At 71.3% G+C, this 14,877-nt stretch carries 9 protein-coding genes and 1 pseudogene; 1 reads left to right on the forward strand and 9 read right to left on the reverse strand.

The window, feature by feature from the left end:
* Positions 1 to 353 (forward strand): annotated as a pseudogene (locus COGEMETH_RS10205) (hypothetical protein); the annotation flags it as partial.
* Between the two features lie 10 nt (positions 354 to 363).
* Here COGEMETH_RS10205 and COGEMETH_RS10210 read toward each other — a convergent pair.
* From COGEMETH_RS10210 to tagH, 9 genes are all read right to left on the reverse strand, one after another.
* Entirely contained in the window at positions 364 to 1,971 is a 1,608-nt protein-coding gene (locus COGEMETH_RS10210; RefSeq protein WP_238182468.1) for a transglycosylase SLT domain-containing protein, read from the reverse strand.
* Positions 1,972 to 1,974: 3 nt separating this feature from the next.
* A complete protein-coding gene (locus COGEMETH_RS10215) occupies positions 1,975 to 3,831 on the reverse strand; it encodes a serine/threonine-protein kinase (RefSeq protein WP_238182469.1) in 1,857 nt (618 codons plus the stop codon).
* The gene (locus tag COGEMETH_RS10220) at positions 3,831 to 4,670 is read right to left on the reverse strand and encodes a PP2C family protein-serine/threonine phosphatase (RefSeq protein WP_238182470.1); all 840 of its coding nucleotides are present in this window, start codon (positions 4,668 to 4,670) and stop codon (positions 3,831 to 3,833) included. Before COGEMETH_RS10220 ends, COGEMETH_RS10215 begins: the two co-directional genes overlap by 1 nt.
* Entirely contained in the window at positions 4,660 to 5,346 is a 687-nt protein-coding gene (gene tagF / locus COGEMETH_RS10225; RefSeq protein WP_238182471.1) for a type VI secretion system-associated protein TagF, read from the reverse strand. The genes COGEMETH_RS10220 and tagF overlap by 11 nt, the downstream gene beginning before the upstream one ends.
* Before the next feature lies 1 nt (position 5,347).
* Positions 5,348 to 9,001 (reverse strand): type VI secretion system membrane subunit TssM, encoded by a 3,654-nt coding sequence (tssM, locus tag COGEMETH_RS10230; RefSeq protein ID WP_238182472.1) that lies wholly within the window; start codon positions 8,999 to 9,001, stop codon positions 5,348 to 5,350.
* Between the two features lie 40 nt (positions 9,002 to 9,041).
* Entirely contained in the window at positions 9,042 to 10,469 is a 1,428-nt protein-coding gene (gene icmH / locus COGEMETH_RS10235; protein WP_238182473.1) for a type IVB secretion system protein IcmH/DotU, read from the reverse strand.
* A 25-nt stretch (positions 10,470 to 10,494) separates the two neighbouring features.
* Complete coding sequence (tssK, locus tag COGEMETH_RS10240; RefSeq protein ID WP_238182474.1) at positions 10,495 to 11,832, reverse strand: type VI secretion system baseplate subunit TssK; 1,338 nt, start codon at positions 11,830 to 11,832, stop codon at positions 10,495 to 10,497.
* A 231-nt stretch (positions 11,833 to 12,063) separates the two neighbouring features.
* A complete protein-coding gene (locus COGEMETH_RS10245) occupies positions 12,064 to 13,086 on the reverse strand; it encodes a HEPN domain-containing protein (protein WP_238182475.1) in 1,023 nt (340 codons plus the stop codon).
* A 266-nt stretch (positions 13,087 to 13,352) separates the two neighbouring features.
* The coding region (gene tagH / locus COGEMETH_RS10250) for a type VI secretion system-associated FHA domain protein TagH (protein WP_238182476.1) at positions 13,353 to 14,877 on the reverse strand (1,525 nt) is incomplete at its 5' end.

Consider the following 14,877-nt stretch of genomic DNA (forward strand, 5'->3'; position numbering starts at 1 on the left):
CGCAGCCGGCCGCGCCCGCGCGCCCGCCCGTCCTGCGGCCGGCGCCCGAGCGGCGCTCGGACGGCGTGCTCACGCCTGCCGAGATCCGCCGGATCAAGCTCTCGCTCCGGCTCACGCGGGACCAGGAGCCCTACTGGTTCCCGGTGGAGCAGATGCTGGCCGAGATCGGCAGCCAGCAGGCCGCCCTGGTCCGCGCGGGGCAGAACCCGAGCGACGCCTTCGGGATCGGCGCGGCGATGCGGATGAGTTCCGTCGCCCGCCCCCTCCTCGACGTGCTGCGCGAGGACCAGAAGGCGCAGGTGCGCGAGCGCGCCCGCGCCATGGGCTTCGGCTCCGTGGCCTCCTCCATCTGAGCGGTGGGCCTCAGCGCGTGGCCGCCACCGGCACGACGGGCGCCTCCGGCGGCACGTTCACGCCCTTGACGCTGCGGTAGCGGTCGAGGCGCAGCGAGATCATGGTCTCGAACTTGCCGCGCACCTCGGCCACCGACAGGCTCTTGGAGCCGGCGCCGTAGAAGATCGGCTTGTTGGCGGCCGCAGGCCTCGGCAGGAGTTCGGCCGCCACCGTGTCGGGCTTGCGCGTGACCTCGTCGATCATGCGCTCGGCCCCGTCCGGCCCGAGGAAGTGGACGAGGTAGACCTCGCCGCCGGTGAGGTTGCGGCCGATCCGCCGCGCGATGCGCAGGCTGTCGCGCTTGAGCATCTCGGCCGCCAGCACTGCCGAGAGGTAGGGATCGCGGCGCAGGTCGAGGATCCGGGTGCGCTGCGCGGCCGGCACGTCCCCGGCTGTCAGGAGCGCGGCCTCCTTCTCCAGGCCGTAGCGCGGCCCGAACTCGCGCACGACCCCGAGCCAGGTCTTCTCGATGAACTGGTAGAGGCCCGACGCGGAGGAGGTCTGGGCCTGCACCTCGGTCTTGAAGCTCGATTCCTTGTCGGCGATCGCCATCAGCAGCACCGGATCGACGCTGGTGGCCCGCGAGGCCCGCACGATCTTCTCCACGAGGTAGCGGCGGATCTTCATCGGGCCGAAGACCAGGAGCTCGTCCGGGTTGCGCGGGCCCTTGGCCTCCAGCTCGCTCGCCAGGGCCGTGTAGGCGGCCAATTCCGGGCGGTCGCGGGCGCTCTCGCGCACGGCACCCGTATTGCCCTCCACCAGCGACTTGGCCGCGCCCGCCGAGAGCTTCACCGCGGGCGGCGCGACGGGGGCCAGCACCGCGGGCTTGCCCCCCGGTTCGAGGCTCGGGGCGACGCGGATCGAGGAGGCCAGGGGCGAGGTCGGATCGGCGTCCACGTCGGTCACGTCGTAGAGCTGGGCCGCCACGTCCGCGCTCACGAGGATGACCGGCTTCTCCTCGCCCAGCGACAGGATCGCGGTGGCCTGGGCGAGTTCCGCATCGGGCTCGGGTACTTGGGGCACCATCAGCCAGCCGATGCCGGCGCCGGCCAGCATGAACACGGCGATGGCCGCGATGCCGGCCAGCGGCCGTCCCTCGACCTGCGGCAGGGTGAGCGTCGCGCGCAGGGTCTCCCACAGGGTCTCGCGCTCCGACGACTTGGGCACCGGGGCGGCGCCGGCCTCCCGGTGCGCGGCGACGAGGGCGGCGATCTCCGGGAACCAGTGCTCCGGTGCGGTGGCCTTCAGGCGGGTGATGCCGGCGGCGAGTTCCGCGGCCGTCCGGCGGTCGGTGCCGAGGCGGCGCCGGATCGCGCGGGCGCCGGGCGCGCCCCGTTCAGCGAGGTCGATGGCGAGGAACCACGCGGGCAGGGCCGGCCGGGGCTTGGCGAAGGGGGTGCCCTGGCACGGGAACACCTTCAGGCCGCAGGCCCGGCAGGAGAAGGCGCGGTTGCGGCTCTCGCGCAGGTATCCGGCGCGGGCTGCGCAGGCCTTGCAGGGGGCATCCCCGAAGCGCAGGCGCATCAGGGTGTCGAGGCAGTCCTCCTCGGTGAGGGGGGTGGGCCTGGCAGCACGCATGGCTCACCCGCCGACCTTGAGGTAGCGGACGGCGAACCCGACGCCCGCGTTCGCCCGGTCCGCCTCCTGCCCGATCGCCCGGAACACCGCCTCGCTGCGCGCGCCCTCCCCGAGGCCGGGGAGCGGGCCCGGGCTCGTCACCGCCACGAGGAGCTGCGCGCGGGCGCGCGCCGGGGCCGGAACCTCCAGGCGGACGGTGAAGCGGGCCTGCAGGCGATCGCGCTTCAGGTAGGGGGCGAGGTCGTGCACGAGGCCGTCGCCGTCCACGAGCAGCAGTTGCAGGCTGGCGTCCTCGGGCAGCTCGACGCTGCCGCGCAACGCCTCGCCGCTGCGAATCCGGTCCTGGTCGAGCTTCAGCCTCGGCACGCGCTGCGGCCTGCTCCGGGCCTGCTGCGCCAGGAGGTCGACCACCGGGCATTGGGGGGGCTCGACCTGCCGCAGCTGGATCTTCGCCTCGAAGCCCAGCGCCCGGCGGAACGCCGTGTCGAAGGCCATGAAGGGCTGGGGCACCGTGCCGTAGGCCTCGACCGCGGCCTCCCGCGGGCTCACCGTCACGGGGCTGAGGAAGACGCAGGGCCCCCCCGGATAGTCACGGATGTAGGCCGCGACCCGCTCCATCGTCGGCGAGCCGGGCTCCGTGATTGCGGGCGGGACGGCGGGCGGATCGAGGGCGGCGGTCGCCGCCTGCGGCGGAGCGGACGGGGCGCCCTCCTCCACGCGCGGCGCCCGAGCCGGCGGCGGGCCGGCCGCACGCCGCCCCTCGGTCGCCTCGCCCTGCGGGACCGGATCGGAGGCGGGCGGCGCCTCGACGCGCTTCGGCTCGCGGCGCGGCGACGGCACGCGCTCCGCGAGGGGCTGGGCCGTGTCGGGCCTCGGCGGCGGCTCGGCCGGTCCGCGCAGCAGGAACGGGACGAGCCCGGCGGAGAGGACGATCCCGACGCCCGCCAGCGCCAGGACGAGCCCGCGCCGGGACCGGCGGGGTGCGGCGGGCGGCACGAGCTGCGTCGCAGCGATCGGCCCTCCCCAGGCCGCCACGTCGGCCATGCTCTCCGGGCGCAGGCGCGGGTCGGGCCGCAGCATCGCCTCCAGCAGCGGGACGAGGCGGGGATCGACGCCGGCAAGGTCGGGAACCGCGGAGCGGCGGGCGATGAAGTCGGCGGGGTTGGCGCCCATGTCGAGGGGGCGGCCGAGGCTCGCCTCCGCCAGCACCAAGCCCAGGCTGTAGATGTCGGAGCGGGCGTCGACCACGCCCCCCTGGAGGCCGAACTGCTCGGGGGAGACGTAGCTGTACTTGCCGGCGAACCCGTCGCCGATCACCGTCGCCCCACCCACCGGCGCGCGCGCGATGCCGAAATCGATGATCTTGGCCCGCGCCGGGTCGCCCGCGGGCAGGATCACGTTGTCGGGCGAGACGTCGCGGTGGACGATGCCCGCCTCGTGCGCGGCCTGGAAGCCGGAGGCGAGGCGGCGGCGCAGGATCTCGACGCTCGCGAAGGGGAGCGGGCCGCCCTTGACGGCCTCGGCCAGGGACTCGCCGGTGACGTATTCCATCGCGAGGTAGGGCAGGTCGAGGCGGCGGTCGATCGAGAACACGAAGTAGCGCACCACCGCCCCGTGGTGGACGTTGAAGAGGGCCGCCGCTTCCTTGCGGAACAGGGCCAGCGCGTGGGCGTTCTCGGCGAAATCCGGGCGGATGGTCTTGATCGCCACCGGGTCGCCGGTCTCGATGACGTGGCCGCGATAGACCTCGCCCATGCCGCCGACCGCGATCAGGTCGTCGATCTGGTAGAGGTCGTTGAGGCGTGTGCCGGGGCCCGCCCTGATCCGCGCCTTGGCCTCGACGATGGTGCGCTCGTCCATCAGGCGCTCCCCCCGGCGGCGGGGCCGGGCATCGCCACCGTGACCGCGGAGGCCCGGCGCGGGAAGGCGGCCGGCAGGCCGCAGCGCACGATGACGACGGTGACGTTGTCGGCCGCCCCCCGCTCCAGGGTCAGCGCCAGCAGGGCGTCGCAGGCCCATTGCGGCGCGGAGGTGCCGGCGGCAAGCAGGATGTCGTCGTCCGAGGCGTGGCCGGTGAGGCCGTCCGAGCAGATCACGAACACGTCGCCCGGGTTCAGGACGCCTTGCTCCAGGTCCATCTCGGGCAAGTCGCGCACGCCCACCGCCTTGGTGATGACGTGCCGGCGCGGCCAGGTCGCCATCTCGGCGGCCGACAGCAGGCCGCGCTCGAACAGGTCGCGCCCCTCGGTGTGGTCGCGGGTCAGCTGGACGATGGCGCCCTCGCGGATGCGGTAGATCCGGCTGTCCCCGGACCAGAGGCAGGCGAAGTCGCGCCCGAACACCAGCAGCACGGCGGCCGTGGAGCCGACGATGGCGCCCTGCGCCTGCCCCGCCGACCAGAGGGCGGCGTTGGCGCGCAGCATCCGGTCCTCCAGCCGGGCCATCAGGTCGGCGGCCGAGACCGCGGCGCCGATGGAGGACAGGGCCTCGACCACGGTGGCGCTGGCGAACGCCCCGTCCTCGTGGCCGCCCATGCCGTCGGCCACCGCGAAGACCCCGAGGTCGGGGGCGACGAGGCAATGGTCCTCGTTCTCCTCCCGCACAATGCCGGGATGGGTGACGAAGCCGGCCTCGATGCGCAGTGCCTCGGCCGTCGCCACGACGGTGCGCTCGGCCAGGGCGGAGGGGTCAGGCGGCATGCGCATCGAAGCACCCCGTCAGCAGCCCGGCGAAGGCGTAGGCGTCCGGCATCCGCCGGCAGGCGCAGGCGAGAGGCGGGAAACCCTCGCCGCCCGCGCTCCACCAGTAGCTCATCCCCGCATGCAGGCCGGCATGGCCGAGCGCCCGCAGGGCCGACAGGGCAATGGTAAAATCCTGGGCGTCGGCGGATGCGACCAGGGCCCCGCCGCGCAGGCGCGTCGCGCCACCGCTCAGTGGCGGCAGGCGGGCGGAGACCGGGTCCGGCAGGTTGGCGAGGCCCGCCGTGATCGCCTCGAAGGAGGCCCCGTCCGAGAGCGTCGAGAGCAGGAAGGATTCGGCGAGCCCGAACCAGGCGTCGAACGGGTCCAGTTCCGGCGGCGGCATCGCCCCGTCGCCCGCCCGGCCGATCAGCGTCAGGGGGAAGTAGCGGCCGATGCCGTCCACCGAGGGCATGACCGCCCCCAGAACCGTCTCCCCGGCGATGTCGGCCCCGAGCCAGAACCGCCAGATCGGCGCCCGCAGGTAGGCGTGGTTCCAGCCCTCGCCGAGGCTGGCGCGGCTCGCCGAGAGGCCGCCCTGAATCCAGGGTTCCCAGGCGGCCAGGAAGGCGCGCGGGGTGGCGAGCGCGATGAAGTCGCGCTTGGCCGGGAGCTTGCCGTAGAGTCCGCAGGGCATCTCAGATCCCCGTCGGGCAGCGGAATTCGCGAAGCGCCGGCAGCGCCAGGGGGTTCTGCACGGTGGTGGCGCTGAACCGGTAGGAGAGCTGGCGCGTGCCCGCGGTGATGGTCGCCACCACGGCATCCCCCTGCTTGAGCACGGAGCCGGCATCGAGCATGCGGAACAGCGACCAGGTGCCGGTCTTCTCCAGCAGCACCGTCGCCGCTCCCGCACCGCCGAAGAAGCTCGGCGTGCCCTCGATCTGCAGCACCGTGCGGGCGGGGCTGGCCGGCCCCGGCCATTGCACGGTGGCCGGGGTGTTGACGCCGGCTTGGGTCAGCACGACGCTGCCGTTCACGTCGAGCTTGGCCTGGGCGGCGTCGCCCGTGAGCGAGAGCGGCGTCACCGAGAAGGCGATCGAGGGCATCGTACCGCCGGTGGCGAAGAAGGCGTCCCGGATCTCGGCGGCGCGCTGGAACTCCCGCAGGGTCGCAACGGAGAGGCCGCGGGCGACCTGATCGTCGGTGCGCCAGGCCCAGACGGGGCGCGAGCGGTCGGTGCGGCTGGCGAGGTTCTGGGTGAAGAAGCGGTCGAACACGCCGTTGGGGGCGAAGAGCTTGGCGAAATCGGCCAGCGGCACCTCCCGGTCGCTGGCGCGCATGAAGGGATAGCGGTTGGCCGCGATCTGCTGGCACTCGCGGATCACCTCGTCGGAGAGCGCCTTGGCGATCTGGCTCACGGCCGCCCCCGTGGCGCTGCCCTCGAACTCGTTGGCGACCTGGCGGATCATCGCCTCGAAGGGCTGCGGGAACCGGGCGGCGAGCGACCGGAGCGCCGTGGTCTGCGTCACCAGGGCGTTGTTCGCACCCGCCGCCTGGTTGGGGTTGGCGGCCTCCAGCGCCGTGTTCTTGATCTCGTTGAGGGTGGCGACCAACTGGTCCACCGCGCGGCGCCCTCCCTCCCCCTCCATCAGGACGTGGAAGGGTCGGAACGCCGTCTCGACGTTGGCGCCGGGCGCGTCGTTGGCCGTCCCCGCGAAGCGGTCCACCGGGGCCATGCCGGTCGGCGAGAGGCCGCCCTCCGTGGCGATCCGGCCGAGCGAGGTGGCGACGTTGGCCGCACTCGACGGCAGCACCGCGCCGATGCGCTGCTCCGCCTCCCGGCCGGCCGCCGCGCCGAGGACCGACTTCACCCGCGCGGCACGCGCATCCGCGGGGCCGCCCGCCGCGCCGGGCCGGGCCGGCCGCTCGCGGGTCAGGCGGGTCTCGTCGCGGATCGATTCGAGGATCAGCTTGAGGGGCGAGGTCGGGGCGGCGATGGCCTGGAGGGCGAGGTAGCGGGGCTTGTCGGCGGTGAGCGAGCGGACCTTGAGCTTGCGCAGGGTCTGGGCCCAGTTCTGCTGGAACTCGCGGGCGTAGATCTTGAGCAGGTCGGCGAAGAGGGAGCCGTACTGCGCCCGGTAGGCCTGCTGCTCGCCGGCCGGCCCGACCACCCAGCGGTCGCGCTCGGCGATGTCGGCGACGTCCCCGAAGCGGTCGATGAAGGCTTCGAAGAAGCCGTCGTAGGTGAAGAAGAACGGGATGCGCACGCTGTCGAGGTCGGCCCCGCCCACCGCCTCGAACACCAGCCCGGCATCCTGGCCGGCCGCGCGCTGCACGGTCCAGTCGCGGGCGGTGGCCGGGCGCGCCTCGGATTTCAGGATCTCGTAGGCCCGCTCGGCGACGCTGAGGCGGGCCAGCGTCCGCTGGCTGTCCTCGACCAGCGACTGGTTGATCGAGACCAGCGGCGGGCCCCCGTCGTCGAGGTCGAGCATGGCCTGGAGGTGGTCCTCCAGCAACTGCCGGCCACGGGCGAAACCGGCGCCGGGATAGAGGTTCTCCGCCCAGTCGCGCCGGAACCAGGCCACCACCAGGGGGCGGTCGAGGGGGGCGTCGGCGCGGCCGCCCAGCATCAGGTAGACCTTCAGGGCTTCGTAGACGAAGCCCGGATTGGCGCGGTTGGCCTCCAGCTGCTCCTCCAGGCGGAAGATCAGGCGCGGGCGGAACAGGCGCTCCATGCCGGCGCGGTAGCTGGTCTCGGCGGCCGAGCGCAGGCGGGGCCGCTGGCTCAGGCCGAAGGTCGCCAGGACCGGCGTGCCCTCGTCGCGCGTCGCGTAGCCGGTGGGCAGGTAGCGCAGCGCATTGAGGAGGGGCAGCACCTTGGAGAAGTTGCGGTCGGCCACCACCGGCTCGCGCAGGATCTCGGCGGCGTCCGCCCGGTACTTGCCCGTCAGGCCGTTGGTGATGGTGACGAGCTGCTCGTTGCGCAGGAAGCTCGTCCACCACAGTCCCACCAGCAGCGCGGAGCCGAGGGCCAGCCCGGCATAGGCGGCCAGCCGCAGGACGTTGGCCCGGCGCATCGCCACCCGGTTGGTGGAGACCCAGCCCGCCTCGCCGATCACCACCTTGCGCAGCAGGTCGGTGAGGAAGAAGCTCTTGCCCCGGCCGGAATAGGCGGCCGCCCCCACGTTCTCCGAGCCGAAGCTGCGCGACAGGGCGCCGATCAGCTGGTCGATCGGCGTGCCCTCCTGCGTGCCGGAGGTGAAGTAGAAGCCGCGCAGCGTCGCGTTGACGTGGAAGCGGCTCGGCTCGAACACCCGGCCGAGGAAGTCGACCACGTGACCGCGCAAGGCCGCGACCTGGCTGGGGAAGCCGAACAGCACGACGCGGCTGACGGGGGCGACCTCGTCCTGGAGCCGGTCGGGCATCCATTCGTTCAGGCGCTCGACCAGGGCATCGAACTCGGCGGGCACCTCGCCGATCATGTTGCGGGTCTTCTCCGCGGTCTGGAAGGTGTGCCCCCAGACCATCTGCCGGTCGGATTCCGAGAGCTGGCCGAAGAACTCCGTGAAGCCGGAAACGAGGTCGGCCTTGGTGAAGACGACGTAGACCGGGAAATCCACCTTGAGCCGGTCGTGCAGCTCGACGAGGCGCTTGCGCACGGCGTTGGCGTGGGCCTCGACGCCCTCGTCGCCGCCGGTGAGCAGGTCCAACAGGCTGATGGCGACGATGACGCCGTTGATCGGCTGCTTCGGCCGGGTCCGGTGCAGCATGTCGAGGAAGGCGATCCAGCTCGCCCGGTCGCCCTTGGGGTCGGAATCCTGGGTGGTGTAGCGGCCTGCCGTATCGATCAGCACGGCGTCCTCGGTGAACCACCAGTCGCAGTAGCGGGTGCCGCCGAGCCCGGCCACCGCCTCAGGCGTCCGGCCCTTGGCCAGTGGGAACTTGAGGCCCGAGCGGGTCAGCGCCGTGGTCTTGCCGGCGCCGGGCGGGCCGATGATGACGTACCAGGGCAGGTCGTAGAGGTGGCTGCCCTTGCCGCCGCGGGACTTCTTGAGCGTGGCCAGCGCGTCCGCCATGCGCTCCTTCAACACCTCGCCGTCGCCGGGCTCCTCGGGGCCCGCCATCTCGGCCTGGAGGGCTTCGAGGGCACGATGTCGCTTGTAGAGGTCCCAGCCGATCGTCCCGGCGACGGCCAGGACGACGAGGGCGCAGAGCAGCGCGCGGAGCCAGGCGGCTTCCAGGGGGCGGACATCGGCCACCGCGATCAGCGGGCCGGCCCACCAGACCAGGGCCGAGAGGGCGAGCGCCCCCAGCACCAGCGCCGCGATGCGCAAGCCTGCACGGAGCGTCATCGGCCGCCTCCTGTGCGCGGGTGCCCCATCGCCCTCATCCTCAGCGGTTGCGCGGGACGACGATGTCGACGCGGCGGTTGCGGGCGCGCCCCTCGGGCGTCTTGTTGGAGCCCACCGGCACGTCGGCGCCCTTGCCCTCGACCTCGACGCGCTCCGGCTTGGTCAGCCCGGCCTTCATGATCTCGGCCACCGCCTTGGCGCGGGCCTCCGAGAGCACGAAGTTCGAGGGGAAGCGCACCGTCTTGATCGGGATCACGTCGGTGTGGCCCACGACCTTGATCGGGCCGGAGCCCTTCTCCAGGAGCCCCGCGAGGCGCTGGACCAGGCCCTTGAAGGCCGGCTTCACCTGGGCGTCGGCCGGGGCGAACAGGGCGGCGGCCACCCTCAGGACGATCTGGCTGCCGTTCTCGATCACCGCGATCGAGTTGTCGGCGATCTCGGCGCGCAGGGCCTCCTGGTACTGGCCCGCCTGGCTCGCGGGAGGGGGCGGAGGCGGCGGCGGCGGCGGGGTGTAGATCCGGCGCTGGAGGCCGATCTCGCCGGTGGGGTGGACGGTGACGAGGCCGTCGGCGGTCGCCTCGGCGTTGCCGGTGAGCAGCGTGCGCAGCAGCAGGAAGAAGCCGAGCAGCAGCACCGCGATCACCGCCCCCGTGGCCCAGAGCGGGATCTGGACGCGGAAGGCTTCCGGCACGATCAGTTGTCCCTGCCAGCGCGGCGAGACCTCGCGGCTGACCTGGCGCGTGCGCCGCAGCAGCTCGTAGAGGTTGCGCTGGATCTGCTGGAGGTTGGCAGCCCCGCCCCCCGAGGTGCGGTGCATGCCCTGGAAGCCGATTCCGAGGCAGGCGTGGATCAGTTCGAGCAGGTGGTAGTTCCCGCCCGGGTCGACCTTGGCCCGGTCGAGCTCCTCGAAGAAGCGCACGCCGCCGACGCGCTCGCCGAAGAAGCGGCTGAGCATGCTGTACTGGGTCCAGACGTGGCGCTCGTCGGTGGGGATGTTCTGGACGATGTCGTCGGCGGTGGCGCAGACCACGTACTTGGCCGCCCGCACCTGTTCGGCCGAGACCCCGGCGCTGCGGGTCTGCGTCTCGAAGTCGTCGATGCTGGCGGCCACCTGCTCCATCAGGTTCGAGAACGAGGCGTGCGAGAGCTGCACCCGCAGGCGCCCGAGCAGCAGCAGCAGGGGGCCGGCCGCCCGCAGGAACGGGTTGGCGTTGGGCGCCACCACCACGTCCCGCTTCATCACCAGGGCGCGCTGGCGCTCCCCCGGCACCGGCTGCGCGGGCGGGGCCTGCGCACGGGCGGCCAAGTCGGAATCGGCCCAGTCGTCCTGGTCGGGGGACGGCGCGCGGCGCTGCTGGACCGGCGGCAGGGGCTGGTAGGCGGGGGGCGCCGGCTCCACCGGTTTCCGCCGCCCGCCCGGATCGGGCAGGATGATGGTGCGGTCGCTGCGGCCGAACGGGTCGTTCATGGCGCGGCCGCCATCAGGCGCGGGCTCACCGCCGCCCCTCCAGCACCGCCCACAGCTCCAGCTCCAGCTGCGGCCAGTCGCCTGAGAAGTGCATGCCGATCGAGCTGGCGATGGAGAAGTCCGGCCAGAGGGGCGATTGCCGGTCGAGCAGGAAGTAGACGTGGTCGGTGATCGCCCGGATCTGCGGCGGGGGCGTCGGCAGGTGGACCAGGGTCACGCCCGGCAGGTGGGCGTGGACGATCTCGTTCATCTTGGTGTTCGGGCCGACCTTGAACAGCTGCGGGAACTGCGTCTGAATCTCCGTGAGCGGCCGGCGGGCGGCGACCTCCAGCACGAGGCTGGCGTTGCGGAACAGGTTGCGGTCGCGGATCATCGAGACGAAGGCGTTGGGCGCCCGCTCGATGATCTCCAGGCGGATGGCGCGCCGCCCGAGCTGGGCGGAGAGGAAGTCCTGGATGTCGCGCACCAGCGGCGCGAAGGTGTTCTCCAGATCGTCATGGTCGTAAGCCGGGTAGGTCCGGGCCCGCCGCTCGGCGGTGGTGAAGGTGGCGAGTTCTCCGGCCAGGCGCAAAAACTCCTCGTAGAGACGTTCCGGGTGGATGTAGCGGGACTGCTCGAAATGCTGGAGCACCGGGATGTGCCGGTTGAGCAGTTGCAGGATGAAGTAGTCGGCGCTCTGCAGGCCGCCCCCGGCCGTGGGGTCGGCGGCGTAGCGGGCGAGCTCCTCCAGCTTGTTCTCGATCCAGCCGATGGCCCGCTCGATCCAGCCGTGCACGACCGGGTGGCTGGAGCAGGCCAGGACCGGCGGGGCGAAGGTCTCGTCGAAGACGATGGTCCGGTCCCGCACCTCGACGATGCGCCCGACCGCCAGCCCGACGTAGCCGGGCTTGGCGGTCTTGCGCAGTTCGTAGGCGAGGCGGGGCTGGGCCACGTCGATCTCCTCCTCGACGCGCAGGGCCGAGGTGGTGTCGATCAGGCGGACGGTGGCGGGCACGAAGCGGCTCGCGCTCTCGGCCTCGGCCGGCTCGACCTCGCGGGTGTTGGGGGCGCCGAGCGGCATCGACAGCCAGACCACCTGCTTGCCGGCGTTCTCCGGCACGTCGATGGGCGGCGGCAGGGGCGAGTCGCCGGGGATGTCGAAGGGCGTCCCGTCCGGCATGATGCCGGTGGCGCGCCGCACGGAAAAGCGGCTCTGCTGGGCGAGGTCGCGGTCGATCTCGAGGGTGGAGAAGCCCCACGGGTAGGGGGTGACGTGCCGGGTCCGGCTCTCGACCAGCCCCTCGACGTAGCGGTCGTTCTGCTGGAGGTGGTGCGGCCGCAGGAACAACCCTTCGGACCAGACCACCTTGCTCTTCCAAGACATCGACGCCCGCTCTCCCGGCCGGGATGGAAGCCGCCCTGCCGCCCCGCGCCCGCCTCGCCCGTCCGGACGGCGTCCGGGGCGGTCGTGACGGGCCCGGTCACGCCCCGATGCATAGCGGCTTTTTTTGGTCTGGCCAATGCGGAGGCAGGGTTGTCCGCGGCTCCAGCCTCGGGTTTATGCGGAGTATGGGGAGCAGAGTGAAACAGTCTGTATCATTCGACTAAACGTCAGCTATCGCAATTTTCCGACAGATTTGAGCCAAGGCGGTCGCCCAATCTCGAACTCAGCCCTTCCGATGCCACACTTACGAAGAGCGCAGATAGTGCCGGCTACGATGGTTAGAACGTCTCGATAAGTCCTGTGGCACTCACGGCGGCTCCGCCAATCTCCGACTCCGTACCGCATATCGGCGATATCACGCGACAGGGGCATTCGCTTCAATACTTCCCGTGCAAATTCGGGTTTGGGATCGGTATCATCGAACAATTTGAAGAGGTCATGCGTCTCGCGGTAGGTGCCTGCTTGTTGTTGCCGTAGAGCCTTCAGCGCATGTTCGCAGGCGAGTTGCATCTCCCAATAGGCATGCTGGACGGATACACTCTGCGGCCGCAAGAGGAGCGATGCGGCATTCTCAAGTCGAGGTAGGATACCTGCCATGAGGCCGACGAGCTGTTCGTCGCTCTGGGCAACCGCCATCAAGCTCGTCCTGATGTAGCGGAGCTTTCCAGCGGTCTCGTAAACCTCTGCCGTGGCCAGACCCCGATCCTCTTCATCGAGCTTATCAATATTTGGACCAGCCTCGACCCAAGCGATCGGGAACTCATCGTCGCGTACGCCATCAGGAAAGCCGATCCAGATGGTCTCGCCGGGTTTGCCAGGGCGCGTTCGCACCGTCGGAATGTCAAGTGCGAAGGGCGTTCCAGCAATCTCTACAACACCTTTAATACGATTGTCAGTTTTTCTGTCCAATGCAGCACCGTACCGGTCACGATACCAGCTATCGACGTGATAAAAAGCGACTGAAAACCAGTTCTTTGCAATAAATTCAATTGAATCACCAGTTAACTTGGCCTCTCCATCGCCTTCGTCTATTGCAATGACGAAATTTTGCACATATTCTACAGCCGCATAAAAGACGCGATCACCAAGACCGACTTCGCGAACGGCGGCAATGCGATCGATTAATGGAAGCACTTCACGTATATGTGAGACAAACTGATCTTCCTCGCCGCCAACCAAATTTTTGCCCTCCATCATTGCCACCGAATGCCATACATGGCGCCCTATGAAATGTCGGAAGCGTGCGGTTATCGGTCAAGGAAAGGAACGCCTCGTTTATGAGGCGTCAAACGTGCCGCGCGAAAACGTCCGCTTCGTCGAAATGGGATGTGCTTGCGATACGACGCATGCGGGTCGAAACCGGTTGCAAACGGCAGATACCCTATGTCGGATTTCGACCATCAGACCCCAAATCAGGTTCCACCGACGCGCTCCCCGTCCGAAGGATCGTCCGAGAAAACCTACCGGCTGTTGTCGTAGCAATCCGAAAAAAACAGCATGAAGGCGTCGATCATGCCGTCGTCGTGGGGAGAGGCCAGGGCGTCCCAGCGGGTGGTGTAGATGTCCCACAGGCGCGCCTTGCGGGAGCCGAGGAGGCCGCCGAGCCCACGGTCCTTCTCGTCGGAGGCCTCGATGCCCTCGGGGCCGAGGTCCTCCATCAGCAGCCGCAGGGCGTTCTGCATCGCGGCGTAGGTCTTGACCTGATGGGTCTTCAGGTCGCGAAACCCTGCCTCCATGGCGCGCCGCGCCTCCAGGTAGCCGCTCGACGGGGCCCCGAGCATGATGCGCAGGGCATCGTCCACGGTGGGTGCGAACTTCAGGGGGTTGTTGTCGAGGGCCTGGATCATGGTGTGGCTGGAGGCCCGCGCGGCCCGCTTCGACTCGGCGCGTGCGGCGAGCAGCTGCTTCACGTTCTCGGCGCAGAGCCGCAGCAGCAGGCCGGCCTCCTCGGCGAGATCGCCCGGGTCCTGCCAGGACAGGGTCTCTGGCGGGATGCCGAGGCCGGCCGCGAAGCGCCGCACGAAGGCCTCCGCGTCTGGCTGGGGACCTGCCGGCTGTCGCGGGTTCGCGAACCCGGCATCGTCCTCGTCGGGCCGCGCCCTGGCGGGCGGGCGCGCCTCCTCCGGCCGCAGTCGCGCCGGGGCGTCCGGCGCCGGCATCGGCGGCAGGGGCTCCGGGGTGCCGAGGCGCGGGGCGGGGGCGCCCCAGGGATTGTCGCCGGCCGGTTCCGCTGCCCGCAACTCGGGCCGGCCCGGCGGCGGCGCGTCGGCCCAGGACGGCAGGGGCGCCTTGCCGGGCTCGGGCGGGCGGCGCGGCGTCGGCAGGGGCGGCGGTTGCGGCTTCGAAGGCTCCGGGCTGGCGCGGGCCCAGTCCATGGCCTCCTCCGGCGGCGCGGCCCGGCGCGCGGCGGGTGACCGCTCCCCCGGCAGGTCGACCGCCCAGTCGATGAAGTCGGGCTTGACCGGGCGCAGCGCCGCGGGCGGGCGCAGGTCGCGGCTCGGGATCGGCGGGGGCACCTCGCCCTGCGGGTCCCAGTATTCCCCGGCCGGGACGCCCGCGGACGCCGGGGCCGCGGGACCGGCATCCGTTGCGCCCTCCCCGTCGATCCGCACCAGGATGAGGTACTGGCCGATCTGGATGCGGTCGCCGTCCTTGAGCCGCTGCGGCTCCTGGAGGCGCTGGGGGTTGCGGTTGAGGAAGGTGCCGTTGCGCGAGACGTCGTGCAGCCAGTAGCCGCCGTCGCGGTGGCGCAGCTCGGCGTGCTTGCCGGAGATGACCCGGTCCGGGTCCGGCAGCGTCCAGTCGAGATACTGGTCGCGGCCGATGTCGATCCCGCGCCGGCCGGACAGGCTGACGCTCAACGGCCCGCCATCCGGCAGGGCGGCGAAGTTCTCGATGGCCAGGGTCAGCCCCATCGCCGTGCCCGCCTGTCTTCGATGATGGTACGGCGATCCGGCACAATCGCCTCCCTCCCCCCTTTGCGGG

Source organism: Methylobacterium trifolii, assembly GCF_022179685.1.
GTDB lineage: Bacteria > Pseudomonadota > Alphaproteobacteria > Rhizobiales > Beijerinckiaceae > Methylobacterium > Methylobacterium trifolii.